Annotated in this window: 14 protein-coding genes; 12 read left to right on the plus strand and 2 right to left on the minus strand. The window is 41.6% G+C overall.

The genetic code is table 11. The annotated features are described in order from the left end of the window. Positions 1-2,527, minus strand: a 2,527-nt coding sequence (rne, locus tag J8L97_RS07860; RefSeq protein ID WP_211048615.1) for a ribonuclease E, incomplete at its 3' end; no start/stop codon positions are given. A gap of 510 nt (positions 2,528-3,037) precedes the next feature. Between rne and rluC the strand changes: the two genes are divergently transcribed. Beyond that, complete coding sequence (gene rluC / locus J8L97_RS07865) at positions 3,038-3,988, plus strand: 23S rRNA pseudouridine(955/2504/2580) synthase RluC (protein WP_211048616.1); 951 nt, start codon at positions 3,038-3,040, stop codon at positions 3,986-3,988. Positions 3,989-3,992: 4 nt separating this feature from the next. Beyond that, a complete protein-coding gene (locus tag J8L97_RS07870) occupies positions 3,993-4,637 on the plus strand; it encodes an HAD-IA family hydrolase (RefSeq protein ID WP_211048617.1) in 645 nt (214 codons plus the stop codon). Here the strand turns inward: J8L97_RS07870 and J8L97_RS07875 are convergent. Next, positions 4,614-5,213, minus strand: coding sequence for a nucleoside triphosphate pyrophosphatase (locus J8L97_RS07875; RefSeq protein ID WP_211048618.1), 600 nt, complete (start codon positions 5,211-5,213; stop codon positions 4,614-4,616). The two genes, J8L97_RS07870 and J8L97_RS07875, sit on opposite strands and share 24 nt — an antisense overlap. Before the next feature lie 119 nt (positions 5,214-5,332). On the opposite strand from J8L97_RS07875, the gene yceD reads away from it, so the two are divergent. The 10 genes from yceD to tmk all read left to right on the plus strand — a co-directional run bounded on the left by yceD (position 5,333) and on the right by tmk (position 13,074). After that, positions 5,333-5,857: a 23S rRNA accumulation protein YceD gene (gene yceD, locus J8L97_RS07880; RefSeq protein ID WP_192507091.1), complete on the plus strand. Its 525-nt coding sequence runs from the start codon at positions 5,333-5,335 to the stop codon at positions 5,855-5,857. A 10-nt stretch (positions 5,858-5,867) separates the two neighbouring features. Then, positions 5,868-6,038: a 50S ribosomal protein L32 gene (rpmF, locus tag J8L97_RS07885; RefSeq protein ID WP_211048619.1), complete on the plus strand. Its 171-nt coding sequence runs from the start codon at positions 5,868-5,870 to the stop codon at positions 6,036-6,038. Positions 6,039-6,049: 11 nt separating this feature from the next. After that, positions 6,050-7,102: a phosphate acyltransferase PlsX gene (gene plsX, locus J8L97_RS07890; protein ID WP_210996986.1), complete on the plus strand. Its 1,053-nt coding sequence runs from the start codon at positions 6,050-6,052 to the stop codon at positions 7,100-7,102. A gap of 53 nt (positions 7,103-7,155) precedes the next feature. Then, entirely contained in the window at positions 7,156-8,082 is a 927-nt protein-coding gene (gene fabD, locus J8L97_RS07895; protein WP_211048620.1) for an ACP S-malonyltransferase, read from the plus strand. Between the two features lie 13 nt (positions 8,083-8,095). Next, positions 8,096-8,842, plus strand: a complete 747-nt coding sequence (fabG, locus tag J8L97_RS07900) for a 3-oxoacyl-ACP reductase FabG (protein ID WP_211048621.1) — start codon at positions 8,096-8,098, stop codon at positions 8,840-8,842. 218 nt (positions 8,843-9,060) lie between these two features. Next, positions 9,061-9,297 (plus strand): acyl carrier protein, encoded by a 237-nt coding sequence (gene acpP, locus J8L97_RS07905; protein WP_010364517.1) that lies wholly within the window; start codon positions 9,061-9,063, stop codon positions 9,295-9,297. 85 nt (positions 9,298-9,382) lie between these two features. Continuing rightward, positions 9,383-10,621 carry a beta-ketoacyl-ACP synthase II gene (gene fabF, locus J8L97_RS07910; RefSeq protein WP_192507095.1) on the plus strand — a complete coding sequence of 413 codons (1,239 nt, stop codon included), beginning with the start codon at positions 9,383-9,385 and terminating at the stop codon, positions 10,619-10,621. Positions 10,622-10,683: 62 nt separating this feature from the next. Beyond that, positions 10,684-11,466 carry an aminodeoxychorismate lyase gene (gene pabC, locus J8L97_RS07915; protein ID WP_211048622.1) on the plus strand — a complete coding sequence of 261 codons (783 nt, stop codon included), beginning with the start codon at positions 10,684-10,686 and terminating at the stop codon, positions 11,464-11,466. Positions 11,467-11,492: 26 nt separating this feature from the next. Further along, on the plus strand, positions 11,493-12,455 hold the full coding sequence (mltG, locus tag J8L97_RS07920) for an endolytic transglycosylase MltG (protein ID WP_282098511.1): 963 nt from the start codon (positions 11,493-11,495) through the stop codon (positions 12,453-12,455). Next, positions 12,445-13,074, plus strand: coding sequence for a dTMP kinase (tmk, locus tag J8L97_RS07925; protein WP_211048626.1), 630 nt, complete (start codon positions 12,445-12,447; stop codon positions 13,072-13,074). The genes mltG and tmk overlap by 11 nt, the downstream gene beginning before the upstream one ends.

The following is a 13,074-nucleotide window of genomic DNA, read 5'->3' on the forward strand; positions in this document are numbered from 1 at the left end:
TTTCAGTAACAGGTGCTTCAACAACTTGTTTTTCAGTGACTGTCGTTTCAACAACCGGCGTTGAAACAGTATCTGTGGGTTGTTCAATGTCGTCACTGGCTTTCAACTGTGCTTCATATTCAGCAGCAGCTTGATCTGCAACAGGAACAAACGCAGGTTCTTCGCTATTTTCCACTTCAGGTTTACGGCGGCGTTGACCAGCTGCACGTAAATGGCGAGGAGAGCGCCTAGAGCGGGTTCTTGGTACATCTTTCTCATTGTCATCAACTGCAATCACTGCTTGGTCTTGAGGTAATGCTTTTTCAACAATATCTTGCTGCGGTGCATTGTCTTCATTAGAAGGAGACGTTGCTTCAGCATTGTCTTTTTTCTTCACTCGCTTAGTTGGTTTTTCGGCTACAGTTGGTTGCTCAGGTGCTTGCTGAATCGTGTCTAATTCAACACTTTCAACTTTTTCCTCGGTAACACGTACTTTCTTACGCAGGTTTCTTCGTTGGCGACGTGGCGGCTTAGCTTTAACTTCTTTAGCTTCTGTAGCGTCAGTTGTTGCAGTATCACCTTCGTTACTTGGTTTCTGGTGGTCAGTGCGTTTACGGTTATTTTGACGACGCCTTTTATTGCGGCCTTCGTTTTTATCACCACTATCATTACTGACAGGTTGTGACTGAGTTTGTTCTGCTTCATTACTTTCAACGTGCTCATCACGTTTTTTACCTGAGTTACGTCTACGTTGATTACGACGACGATTGTCGTTATTTCGACGCGGCTTTCTTTCCGAAGGTTTTAGCTCTGGAGTAGGTTCAGGCTTAACTTCTTCAGTTTCAAACAAGCCTTTTAACCAAGTACCAATACGAGAAAGTAAACTCGGTTCTGATGGTTCATTTGTGTTGGTAGGCGTTGTAACTGCTTCAGAGACAGGTTGAGGTGCAGGTGCTGATGGCATAACCACACCTTTTAGAACCGGCTCTTCTTTAACCGTTGTTACGGTTCGTGCTACTTCAATGGTCTCAGGCTCAGGCACACTCATTTGTTCATAGCTAGCGGCTTCAGAAGTTTCATCTTTGCGTAACCGAACGACTTCGTAATGAGGGGTTTCTAGATGCTGGTTAGGTATAATCACCACGTCACAGTTATGGCGCTTTTCAATACGGTGAACTGATTTACGTTTTTCATTTAGTAAATAAGCCCCAACACGAACAGGAACTTGCGCATTAACTTGTGCCGTATTTTCTTTGATCGCCTCTTCTTCAATTAAACGAAGAATAGAAAGCGCGATTGATTCATTTGAACGAATCGTGCCTTGACCATTACAGCGTGGACATGAATGCTGACTCGCTTCACCTAAGCTTGGGCGTAAACGTTGCCGAGACATTTCGAGTAAACCGAAACGAGATATTTTGCCAATCTGTACTCGAGCACGATCAGGTCGAACGGCATCTTTTAGACGATTCTCCACTTCGCGCTGGTGACGAGGCGGTGTCATATCTATAAAGTCGATAACGATTAAACCGCCTAAATCGCGCAATCGTAATTGGCGAGCAATTTCATCAGCTGCTTCTAAATTGGTATTGAGCGCTGTCTCTTCAATATCGCCACCCTTAGTTGCTTTTGAAGAGTTAATATCAATAGAAGTTAGCGCTTCAGTTGGGTCAATTACAATTGAGCCACCTGATGGTAAGCGCACTTCGCGCTGAAAGGCTGATTCAATCTGACTTTCAATTTGATAGTGAGTGAACAAAGGTACATCATTTTGATATAACTTCACACGGCTCATAAAGTCAGGGCGAAAGCGTTCAATATGCGCCTTTGCTTCTTCAAACACTCGGGCTTTATCAATTAATATTTCACCGATGTCGCGGCGTAAATAATCTCGAATCGCACGGAAAATAACGTTACTTTCTTGGTGTATTAAAAAAGGGGCTTTATCACTATCCGCGGCTTCTTGAATTGCTTGCCAATGCACAAGTAGCGCTTTCAAGTCATATTCTAACTCTTCAAAAGATTTACCAACACCAGCAGTACGAACGATCAATCCCATACCCTTAGGTAAATCAAGTCGGCTTAGTGCTTCTTTTAACTCAATACGCTCGTCACCTTCGATACGGCGAGAAATCCCACCTGCACGAGGATTATTCGGCATAAGTACTAAATAACTACCAGCAACACTGATAAATGTAGTAAGTGCAGCACCTTTTTGGCCTCGTTCTTCTTTATCAACTTGAACAATAACCTCTTGGCCTTCTTTAATCACATCTCTAATGTTCGGACGACCATTGAAAGTGTATCCGGAAGGGAAGTACGTTTTTGCTATTTCTTTTAAAGGAAGGAAACCGTGACGCTCGGCGCCATAATCTACAAAGGCTGCTTCAAGAGATGGTTCGATACGGGTAATTTTACCCTTGTATATATTGGCTTTTTTCTGTTCGTGACCAGGGCTTTCGATATCTAGATCGTAAAGGCGTTGGCCGTCAACCAGTGCGACGCGCATTTCTTCTTGCTGCGTAGCATTGATTAGCATACGTTTCATATTGTTACTCTACATTTCAATTTTTAGTTAAGCCTGATTGATATCACTCGCCGACATTTAGTGTTCCTAGGTATTTAATACAGTCTCCCGACTGGGGAAATGGGAACAATTAGTATCACCGGCTTCACAGTGCCTTATATTTGGCTAACTTCGCCATTGTTACTGGCACCTGTGAGCATCGCTATTTGCGTTTGGTGTTTGCACGGGCTAAAGGGCTCGGTGTTAAACAATCAGACATATATCTTCTATTTTTTGCTTTTTTAAGCTTAACCATGCTTAGCTTCACACTACATTCTATTACGCGCAACGCAGTGGGCTAAACGCACGTGTTTTAATTGGGGCTAAAAAGCGTTGGAGATCCAAGCTTCAATCTGTATGATCTGGCACCCAAGATGTGCATCACGGTTGATTTTTGCGATAAAAAGCGAATCCGCAAAAATTGCGGACCAATTATCCCACTAATATACTCGTGATAGCAACTAAATTATTACTCAAATCAGTGATTAGGCAATGTCAGAAAAACCGGCTCTAAAAGTTAGCTTCGTAACTATTACCGAAGATCAAGATGGTCAGCGGATAGATAACTTCTTGTTGACGCATTTAAAAGGGGTACCAAAAAGTGCTATCTATAAGATTTTGCGAAAAGGCGAGGTGCGTGTTAATAAGAAGCGTATTAAGCCCGTATATAGGTTACAACTAGATGATTTAGTGCGTATTCCTCCTGTAAAAGTTGCAGAGAGGGAAGAGTTCGTTCCAAAAAACTTAGACAAAGTAGCGGGTCTTGAAGATGCAATTATTTATGAAGATAAATATTTGATTGTCATAAATAAACCATCAGGTATGGCAGTGCATGGAGGCAGTGGCTTGAGTTATGGCTTAATTGAGGCTTTACGTGCGCTTCGACCGGACGAAAAGAGCTTGGAGCTGGTACATCGTTTAGACCGAGATACGTCTGGTTGTTTGTTAATATCTAAACGACGCTCGGTACTAAAAAGTTTGCATGAGCAGCTGCGTGAAAAAACCATGGAAAAGAATTACTGGGCGTTAGTGACGGGAGAGTGGGCATCAAAACTGAAAAATGTGACGGAGCCACTAAGAAAGAACACCTTACAGTCAGGTGAGCGAGTTGTTCGAGTTGACCTTGAAGAGGGGAAAGCATCACACACTCGTTTTAAAGTGTTACAACGATTTGATGATTGCACTTTGGTACAGGCATCTCCTGTGACTGGTCGTACGCATCAAATACGTGTTCATACACAATGTAAAGGTCATCCTATTGCGTGTGATGACAAATATGGTGATCAGGTATTTGACGGTAAAATGCGTAAACTCGGTTTAAGTCGTTTATTTTTGCATGCGCATGATATTCGCTTTTTCCACCCTAAAACTGAGACAACCTTACGAGTAGAAGCGCCATTAGATAAAACGTTAAAAAATTGTTTGAAGGTTCTACGGAGCTAAGTTGATGAAGTATAAACTGATAATTTTTGATTGGGATGGCACTCTGATGGACTCTATACCAAAAATTGTCCATTGTCTTAAATTGTCCGCATTGCAGGTGGGTTTACCTGAACCCACTACCAATGAAGCCGCAGCGGTTATTGGGTTGTCATTGGATGTTGCGATAGCGGCCTTATTTCCCGAGCAAGAAAATTATTGGACCGAGCTGGTCACAGGGTATCAAGCGAATTATAAAGCAAGTGATAGTATACAACCTGTGATGTTTGACGGAACTGCAAAATTACTGAGCGACTTGCGTGATCAGGGTTTGCTGTTAGCTGTCGCGACAGGGAAAAGTCGGCAAGGGCTGAATAGAGTTTTGGATGAGTCGCAACTGTGTGATTATTTCATTACGAGTCGAACTGCGGATGAAGCTCATTCGAAACCCGCACCTGATATGCTTAAGCAGATCCTCAATGAAGTAGGAATAGATGCAAGTTCGGCGTTGATGGTGGGTGACTCTTTATTAGATATGACGATGGCAAGCAATGCGAATATGGATGCTGTTGCCATGAGTTGGGGGGCCGCTGACAAATTATCATTGTCAGCATCAAAAGCGTTAACGATATGTGATAGCTACGTACAACTACGGCAGGTTATTTGCAGTTAATACATCGACTCCTTGAGCTAATAATAGTTGTGTCAACCGTATTAGCGGAAGACCTATTAAGCTATTGGGGTCGTCTCCTTCCAATTTATCAAATAAGCAGATCCCTAGACCCTCACTTTTGAAGCTACCCGCACATTGATAAGGTTGTTCGATATCACAGTAGGCACTGATCTGTTTATCATTCAAAATGCGAAAATAAACATGGAACGGTTCAACCAGGGAAGTACTTTTGTTTTGTTCAATATTGTATAAACAAAGGCTAGTTAGAAAGGTCACTTTCTGGCCACTAAATTGGCGCAATTGCGCAATGGCATTTGGTTTTGTATGTGGTTTTCCTAAAACCTGATTTTGATGCACGGCTACTTGGTCGGATCCTATGACAAGGCCTTGGGAATAGAACTTTTTAGCCGTGTGTGCTTTTTGTTCTGCTAACCGCAAAACCAATTGCTCGGGAGTTTCACAATTGAGTGCGGTTTCATCAATTTCAGGATTGAAAGAAGAAAAAGGGAGATTTATTTTTTTTAAAATAGACTGCCTAAATACAGAACTTGAGGCTAGAATTAGAGGGATTTTCATAAATACTCTGACGTCGTTATAATTATGTCGCTAGAATAGGACGCAATCAGGCGAAAAACAAAGGAAAGTTTGAGATTTATTTTGACTAACATACTAACAATCTATATGATGCAGCCCCTATGCAAAAGGTGAAAATTCCCGTCACTCTTGATCCAAGCAGAGCAGCTCAGCGCCAACTTAGTTATGATGGTGTTGTTCAGCTTGAAGAACTTTCTCGTTTAGAGCAAGTTGTGCGTGATCAAAGCGGTGAAATAGCGGTACAAATTCATTGCAAAAATGATGAACAAGGGTTAACAGTTGTGTATGGTTCAATCCAAGCACATCTAACTGTTGTTTGTCAGCGTTGTAATGATGAACTAGGGTTGGATTTGGTCCAAGATTTTGCTTATTCACCTGTAAAGGCGGATACAGAGTCGGACGAACTTCCTGATAACTACGATATAGTAGAACTGGATGAAGATGGAGAAGTTAATCTTCGAGCATTAATCGAAGATGAATTGATTTTGGCTATTCCAATAGTTCCTACACATAACGAAGTTAACTGCTCTTATTCTGAGAAGCCAGCCAGCTTTGGAGAAGTAGATGCAGAAGAAAGTAAACCAAATCCATTTGACATTTTAAAACAACTTAAGAAAGATTCTTAGGAGAAGGCTCATGGCAGTACAAAAAAGCAAAAAGTCTCGCGCAAGACGTGGTATGCGTCGTTCACACGATGCGATCAGTGGACCAGCTTTAACTGTAGATCAGGTTTCAGGCGAGACTCATCGTCGTCACCATGTGACTGCAGATGGTTACTACAAAGGCGTTAAAGTAATTTCTAGCTAAGAGATTACTTTATGCTGACTCATCTAACCATAGCGTTAGATATGATGGGGGGCGATTACGGCCCCCGTTCATCTATCCCCGCTGCTGTTTCTGCAGTAAACAAACATGCCAATTTAACGTTACTCTTATGCGGTAATGAAAGTGTTATAAGAGAGCGCTTAACCAGTCTTGACTCGATAAACCATCCCCGCTTAATTATTAAGCATTGTTCTGAAGTTGTAACGAACAGTTGTGAGCCTGCATCAGCGCTGCGAAATAAAAAATCGTCGTCAATGAGAGTTGCTCTTGAACTTGTTAAAGCCGGAGAAGCACAGGCGTGTGTCAGTGCAGGTAATACTGGGGCACTATTTTTTATGGCTCATTATGTCTTAAAAATGCTACCAGGTATCAAGCGACCAGCATTAATTTCAGCAGTGCCTACAGAAAAAAAACAACCGGTGTATTTGTTAGATTTGGGAGCGAATGTACATTGTGACGCGCATACTTTATTTCAATTTGGGGTAATGGGATCAATTGTTGCAGGTCAAGCTCAAAATATTCCAAGCCCTAAAGTTTGCTTACTTAATATAGGTTCAGAAGAAATAAAAGGCCATGATACAATAAAAAAAGCCGCCGAGTTAATGAAAGAAACACCACAGATCAATTATCAAGGCTATTGTGAAGGTAGTGATATGTTTTCTGGTAAGGCCGATGTTATTGTGTGCGAGGGATTTGTGGGTAATGTGGCTTTAAAAACATGTGAAGGAATAGCGAAACTTATTATGTATAAGTTTACAAAATCATTGAAAAAGCATGTATTTTATCGGTTGCTAGCATTTGTACTTAAACCAGTCATAAAAAAACTGTATAAACGCGTGAACCCCGACCAGTATAATGGCGCAAGTCTGGTAGGATTGCGGGGTATTGTTGTAAAAAGCCACGGAAATGCTTCGAATAAAGCATTTCTTGCTGCAATTGAAGAAGCTTCGCGCGAAGTCGAGCGTTGTATTCCGGATAAAATCCAAGCCACTTTTGCACAAATAGCAGCAAAATCAGAACATTCGTCATCTTCGCTCGAAAACTAATGAAGTAGTTGTGAAGAGCGATATGGCACAACTATTATTATTAAGAGCACCATATGTCACAGAAAATTGCACTTTTGTTCCCAGGACAAGGATCTCAAGCGGTCGGTATGCTAGCAGAGTTACTTGCCACATCAGAGATTGTCAAAGAAACATTTTCAGAAGCGTCAGAAGCATTAGAATACGATTTGGCTGATCTTGTTTTAAATGGTCCTGAAGACGACTTAAATCAAACGCACCGTACTCAGCCAGCATTACTTACGGCGAGTGTTGCAATTTATCGAGAATGGCGTGCGAGCAACTTAGAAAGCGAAGTTGTAATGGCTGGGCACAGTTTAGGTGAATACTCAGCATTAGTGTGTGCTGAAGTGATTTCTTTAGGTGAGGCTGTAAAACTGGTAGAAAAGCGTGGATTGTACATGCAAGAAGCGGTGCCTGCCGGTGTTGGCTCTATGGCGGCTGTTATTGGTTTAGATGACCAAATAATAGCGGACGCTTGTAAAGAGAGTGCACAAGGGCAAGTTGTTTCCCCTGTAAATTATAATTCGCCAGGTCAAGTTGTGATTGCGGGTCATAAAGAGGCTGTTGAAAGAGCATCATCGGTGTGTAACGAAGCGGGAGCAAGGCGGGTGATGCCTCTTTCAGTAAGTGTCCCTTCTCATTGTGCGCTAATGCAGCCTGCGGCAGATAAACTCGATGCAGATTTACAGCAGTTGGCTTTCTCTGACGCTAAAGTTGACGTTATCAACAACGTTGATGTTGTAATTGCACGCTCGGAACAAGAAATTAAAGGTGCGTTGGTTCGTCAATTATATAGTCCGGTTCGATGGACAGAGACATTTCAAAAATTTGCAGCTTTGGGTATCACCCAGGCATATGAGTTTGGTCCTGGCAAAGTATTGACTGGATTAGCGAAACGTATTGATAAAACAGTAGCATGTAGCGCAGTAAATACTGTTGCTACTATTGAATCTGCAAAATAATTAGAGAATTAATATGAGTAATTTGTTTTCACTGGAAGGGAAAGTTGTACTAGTAACAGGTGCTAGTCGTGGGATTGGTAAAGCGGTTGCTTCAGAGCTTGTTGCACAAGGTGCACTTGTAGCTGGAACAGCGACAACTGAAGCTGGAGCAGAGAAAATCAGTGCTTACCTTGGAGAGAAAGGTAAAGGGTACGCATTGAATGTGACTGACGCAGAGTCTATTTCGGGAACGCTTGCTGCAATTAAAGCTGACTTAGGTGATGTTGATGTGCTAGTAAATAATGCAGGCATTACGCGTGACAATTTATTGATGCGAATGAAAGACAATGAGTGGAACGATATCATTGATACTAACCTGAGTTCGGTCTATCGTTTATCTAAAGCTGTATTACGTCCAATGATGAAGAAAAAGTCAGGTCGAATCATTAATATTGGGTCAGTTGTTGGTACGATGGGCAATGCAGGCCAAGCTAATTATGCGGCGGCGAAAGCTGGTGTTATTGGTTTTAGCAAATCGCTAGCACGAGAAGTTGCTTCTCGAGGTATTACTGTCAATGTGGTTGCACCTGGTTTTATTCAAACTGATATGACTGATGAGTTAACGGATGAGCAAAAAGCTGCGACATTATCGAATGTGCCAGCAGGGCGTTTAGGTCAACCACAAGAAATTGCAGCTGCAGTGTGTTATTTGGCGTCAGATGCTGCCGCGTATGTGTCTGGTGAGACACTTCATGTCAATGGCGCAATGTACATGGTTTAAGGCGCTGAAGAGCGCAAGAATAAATTTAAATTTTTGTGATCGTGTTACAAACAGACTTGAAATTGCTTTTAAAATGAGCGATAAAAGAACAAAACATTTAGTAACAGGTTTGACCAGATAAAAAATTCTGAGCAAATCCTTGAATCACAGTATTATGCGCCGTACACTACGCCGCAATCTGAAAATAACGCAAATGCGTTTAAATAAAGGAAAGAAGAATGAGCGACATCCAAGAACGCGTAACGAAAATCATCATAGAGCAACTAGGTGTTAAAGAAGAAGAAGTTAAAAACGAAGCGTCTTTCGTAGATGACTTAGGTGCAGACTCTTTAGACACTGTTGAGCTAGTAATGGCTTTAGAAGAAGAGTTCGATACAGAGATCCCTGATGAAGAAGCAGAGAAAATTACTACTGTTCAAGCAGCGATCGATTACGTTACAGCTCACGCAGAGTAAGTAACTAATCACTGGGGCAGCATTCGCTGCCCTTAGTCTTTATATCCCCTCGTAAAATATAATAATCCCTTTTTTGGAGGACACCGTGGCTAAACGTCGAGTTGTAGTAACTGGCTTAGGTATGCTTACGCCGCTAGGTAATGATGTATCATCAACCTGGCAGGGCTTATTAGATGGCCGAAGTGGCATCGAAAACATTACTCATTTTGATACTTCAAGTTTTGGAACTAAGTTTGCAGGGTTGGTTAACGACTTTGATGTAACACAGTTTATGCCAAAGAAAGATGCTAAGAAAATGGATTTATTTATCCAATATGGTATCGCTGCGGGAGTTCAAGCTTTTAAAGATTCAGGTCTAGAGATAACAGACGAAAATGCACCACGTATAGGGGTTGCCGTTGGTTCTGGTATCGGTGGACTGACATTGATAGAAGAGAATCATATTAAGCTATTAAACAGTGGTCCACGTAAATTATCACCATTTTATGTGCCGTCGACCATTATTAATATGATTTCTGGTCATCTATCAATTATGCACGGCCTTAGAGGCCCTAATATTTCTATTGTAACAGCGTGCACAACAGGGCTTCATAATATTGGACACGCAGCGCGTATGATCGCATATGGCGATGCAGATGCCATGGTTGCTGGTGGTGCAGAGAAAGCCTCAACACCGATAGGAATGGGTGGTTTTAGCGCCGCAAGAGCATTATCAACTCGCAACGACGATCCACAAGCAGCATCTCGTCCATGGGATAAAGATCGTGATGGTTTTGTGTTGTCGGATGGTGCAGGTGTTATGGTGCTTGAAGAATATGAGCATGCTAAAGCGCGAGGTGCAAAAATTTATTCCGAACTTGTTGGGTTTGGCATGAGTGGTGACGCATTTCACATGACTTCACCGCCAGAAGATGGTTCAGGTGCAGCATTAGCTATGGTTAATGCACTAAATGATGCAGGAGTTAATGCCGATCAAATTGGGTATATTAATGCTCACGGTACATCAACAAATGCAGGTGATAAAGCAGAAACTCAAGCTGTTAAGTCTGTGTTTGGTGCAGCTGCAGATAAAGTAATGGTTGGTTCATCTAAATCAATGATGGGGCACTTGCTTGGTGCGGCAGGTTCTGTTGAGTCAATTATTACCGCTTTGTCATTACAAGAGCAAAAAGTATCACCAACGATTAACCTAGATAATCCTGATGAAGGGTGTGATCTTGACTACATCGCCCATACGGCACGAGATGCTAAATTAGAGTATGCGCTATGTAACTCCTTTGGTTTTGGTGGCACAAATGGTTCTTTACTGTTTAAAAGGGTATAATATCTAGTCAGTAAGGAAAAAATAAAAGCCTGGCAATGCCAGGCTTTTTTTGTAGGTGTTAGATGAATATAGTAACGACAGATACGATCTCTTGCAAAGACCGCGGACTGCAGTATGGGGACGGTTTTTTTACGACGGTGCAGATTAGAGCTGGACAACTGTCACTTTGGTCATTGCATCTACAGCGACTACAGCAATGCCAAGAGAGATTAGGGTTTACGGCGCTTAACTGGCAATATTTAACAACGCATTGCGAAAATGTAGCGGCAGAGCATCAACACGCAGTTTTGAAAATAATTGTTACTCGTGGTGTGGGGGGACGAGGTTATACTCCGCCAACATCTGTGCTTCCAACGATATATGTATCAGTGAGTGAATTTCCAGGGCATTACAACCAGCTTTCTCAAAGTGGCTTACGCTTGGGCATTAGCAATATCCAATTGGGGCATCAGCCATTATTGGCGGGTCTAAAAACGTTAAACCGGTTAGAGCAAGTTTTGATTAAGCAGGACGCAATGCAGTTTAGTGTTGATGATGTGCTTGTGATGGATATAGACAACCACGTTATAGAAACATCTGTTGGAAACATTATAGCTTGCAAAAATGGTGTGTTTTACACACCGCAACTAGATAAATGTGGTATTGAAGGGGTATATCTAAAACACTTAGCTCAACAGAATCTAATTAAGCCTATACAAATAAAATTAGACCAACTACTTGAGATGGATGTGGTTGTGGTATGTAATAGTTTAATGGAATGTATTCATGTTTCTCAATTAGAGAATAAAGTTTATGATTTAGACATGGCATGCCAAGCCATTAGAAAACTCAATAACAAGGTATAGAAGTGAAAAAAACTTTGCTGTTACTAATGACTTTAATCGCCTTTATAGGGATATTTTTGACATATAAAATATCGAAGTTTAAGGTATTGCCACTAAGCAATGTGCAAAGTTTGTATCATGTTAAGCAAGGCATAGGGTTTAATCAGCTATGTCGAACATGGGAAGACAAACAGTTGCTAGAATCCTGCCTACCTTATAAGCTCTATGCCAAATTATTCCCCGAAAAATTTATATTGAAGGCCGGTGTTTACGATTTACGTGGTTTAACGGTGCTTTCTGCAATTAATAAAATTAATGAAGGGCAGCAACAGCAGTTTTTTTTTACAATCATTGAAGGCGAGCAGCTTCGTGGTGTTCTAGCTAAACTTAAAGCCAGTCGTTTTATTGAGTATGATGTTGAATTAGAAAAGCTTACAGAGTTACTGGCACTTGAAGTATCTGCTGAAGGGTATTTACTCCCAGAAACTTATGCTTATACTGCTGGCACAAGTGCGGTGTCAATCATCCAAAGAGCCAAAAGCAAAATGGATGAAGTATTAAATATAGAATGGAATAATCGCGCAAATAATTTGCCAATAAACACACCATATCAGGCATTAATATTGGCTTCAATCATTGAAAAAGAAACAGGTTATGCGCCAGAGCGGAGCCTTATTTCGTCGGTTTTCATAAATAGATTACACGCTAAAATGCGGTTGCAGACCGATCCTACGGTGATTTACGGCTTGGGAGAGCAATTTGATGGGGATATTAAACGGCAAGATTTACGGCAATTGACACCATATAATACTTATAGAATAGATGGGTTACCCCCAACGCCAATTGCAATGCCATCGCAAGATGCTATTCGGGCAGCTTTGCACCCCGAGGCATCGGATTATTTTTATTTTGTTGCCAAGGGTAATGGACAGCATCAATTTTCAAAAGATTTAGCAGCGCATAATCGCGCTGTGCAAAAGTATATTTTAAAGAGACGTAATGACAGCTAAATTTATCGTAATAGAGGGCCTTGAAGGCGCGGGTAAGTCAACGGCAATGCAGGCATGCCAGCGGTTTTTAGCGGATAAAGCCATTGACTTTATTCAGACTCGAGAACCAGGAGGAACCCCATTAGCAGAATCTCTGCGTGATCTTGTCAAACAGCAGCATGAAGAAAGCATTGCAGCAGAAACAGAACTTATGATGATGTATGCAGCCCGTATGCAGCTATTGCATAATGTTATCACACCGGCGCTTAACAAAGGTCAGTGGGTAGTTGGTGATCGCCATGATATGTCATCACAAGCATATCAAGGGGGAGGCAGAGGTTTACCACAAGAGGCGTTAACTGCACTTTCTGGTATCGTTTTACAAGGATTAAAGCCTGACTTGACGCTATATTTAGATATTAGACCCGAAATCGGGTTAGCTCGGGCTAAAGGCCGTGGAGAGCTTGATAGAATTGAACTTGAAGCGATGAGTTTTTTCGAGCGGACGCGTGCGCGGTATTTAACGCTTGCAAACGCTGATGAACACTGCGTCATTATTAATGCTGAACAACCAATAGAGCGTGTACATAAAGATATTATTGCTGCGTTAGACACATTTTATCTTAGTGTGAAAGCATAG

Source organism: Pseudoalteromonas sp. MMG012 (genome assembly GCF_018100875.1).
Taxonomy (GTDB): Bacteria; Pseudomonadota; Gammaproteobacteria; order Enterobacterales; family Alteromonadaceae; genus Pseudoalteromonas; species Pseudoalteromonas aurantia.

Excerpts from the sequence above, each read along its gene's own strand:
- J8L97_RS07870 (WP_211048617.1), top strand. The coding sequence starts at position 3,993 with ATGAAGTATAAACTGATAATTTTTGATTGGGATGGCACTCTGATGGAC.
- yceD (WP_192507091.1), top strand. The coding sequence starts at position 5,333 with ATGCAAAAGGTGAAAATTCCCGTCACTCTTGATCCAAGCAGAGCAGCT.
- acpP (WP_010364517.1), top strand. The coding sequence starts at position 9,061 with ATGAGCGACATCCAAGAACGCGTAACGAAAATCATCATAGAGCAACTA.
- mltG (WP_282098511.1), top strand. The coding sequence starts at position 11,493 with ATGACTTTAATCGCCTTTATAGGGATATTTTTGACATATAAAATATCG.
- rpmF (WP_211048619.1), top strand. The coding sequence starts at position 5,868 with ATGGCAGTACAAAAAAGCAAAAAGTCTCGCGCAAGACGTGGTATGCGT.
- J8L97_RS07875 (WP_211048618.1), bottom strand. The coding sequence starts at position 5,213 with ATGAAAATCCCTCTAATTCTAGCCTCAAGTTCTGTATTTAGGCAGTCT.
- rluC (WP_211048616.1), top strand. The coding sequence starts at position 3,038 with ATGTCAGAAAAACCGGCTCTAAAAGTTAGCTTCGTAACTATTACCGAA.
- fabG (WP_211048621.1), top strand. The coding sequence starts at position 8,096 with ATGAGTAATTTGTTTTCACTGGAAGGGAAAGTTGTACTAGTAACAGGT.
- pabC (WP_211048622.1), top strand. The coding sequence starts at position 10,684 with ATGAATATAGTAACGACAGATACGATCTCTTGCAAAGACCGCGGACTG.
- plsX (WP_210996986.1), top strand. The coding sequence starts at position 6,050 with ATGCTGACTCATCTAACCATAGCGTTAGATATGATGGGGGGCGATTAC.
- fabD (WP_211048620.1), top strand. The coding sequence starts at position 7,156 with ATGTCACAGAAAATTGCACTTTTGTTCCCAGGACAAGGATCTCAAGCG.
- tmk (WP_211048626.1), top strand. The coding sequence starts at position 12,445 with ATGACAGCTAAATTTATCGTAATAGAGGGCCTTGAAGGCGCGGGTAAG.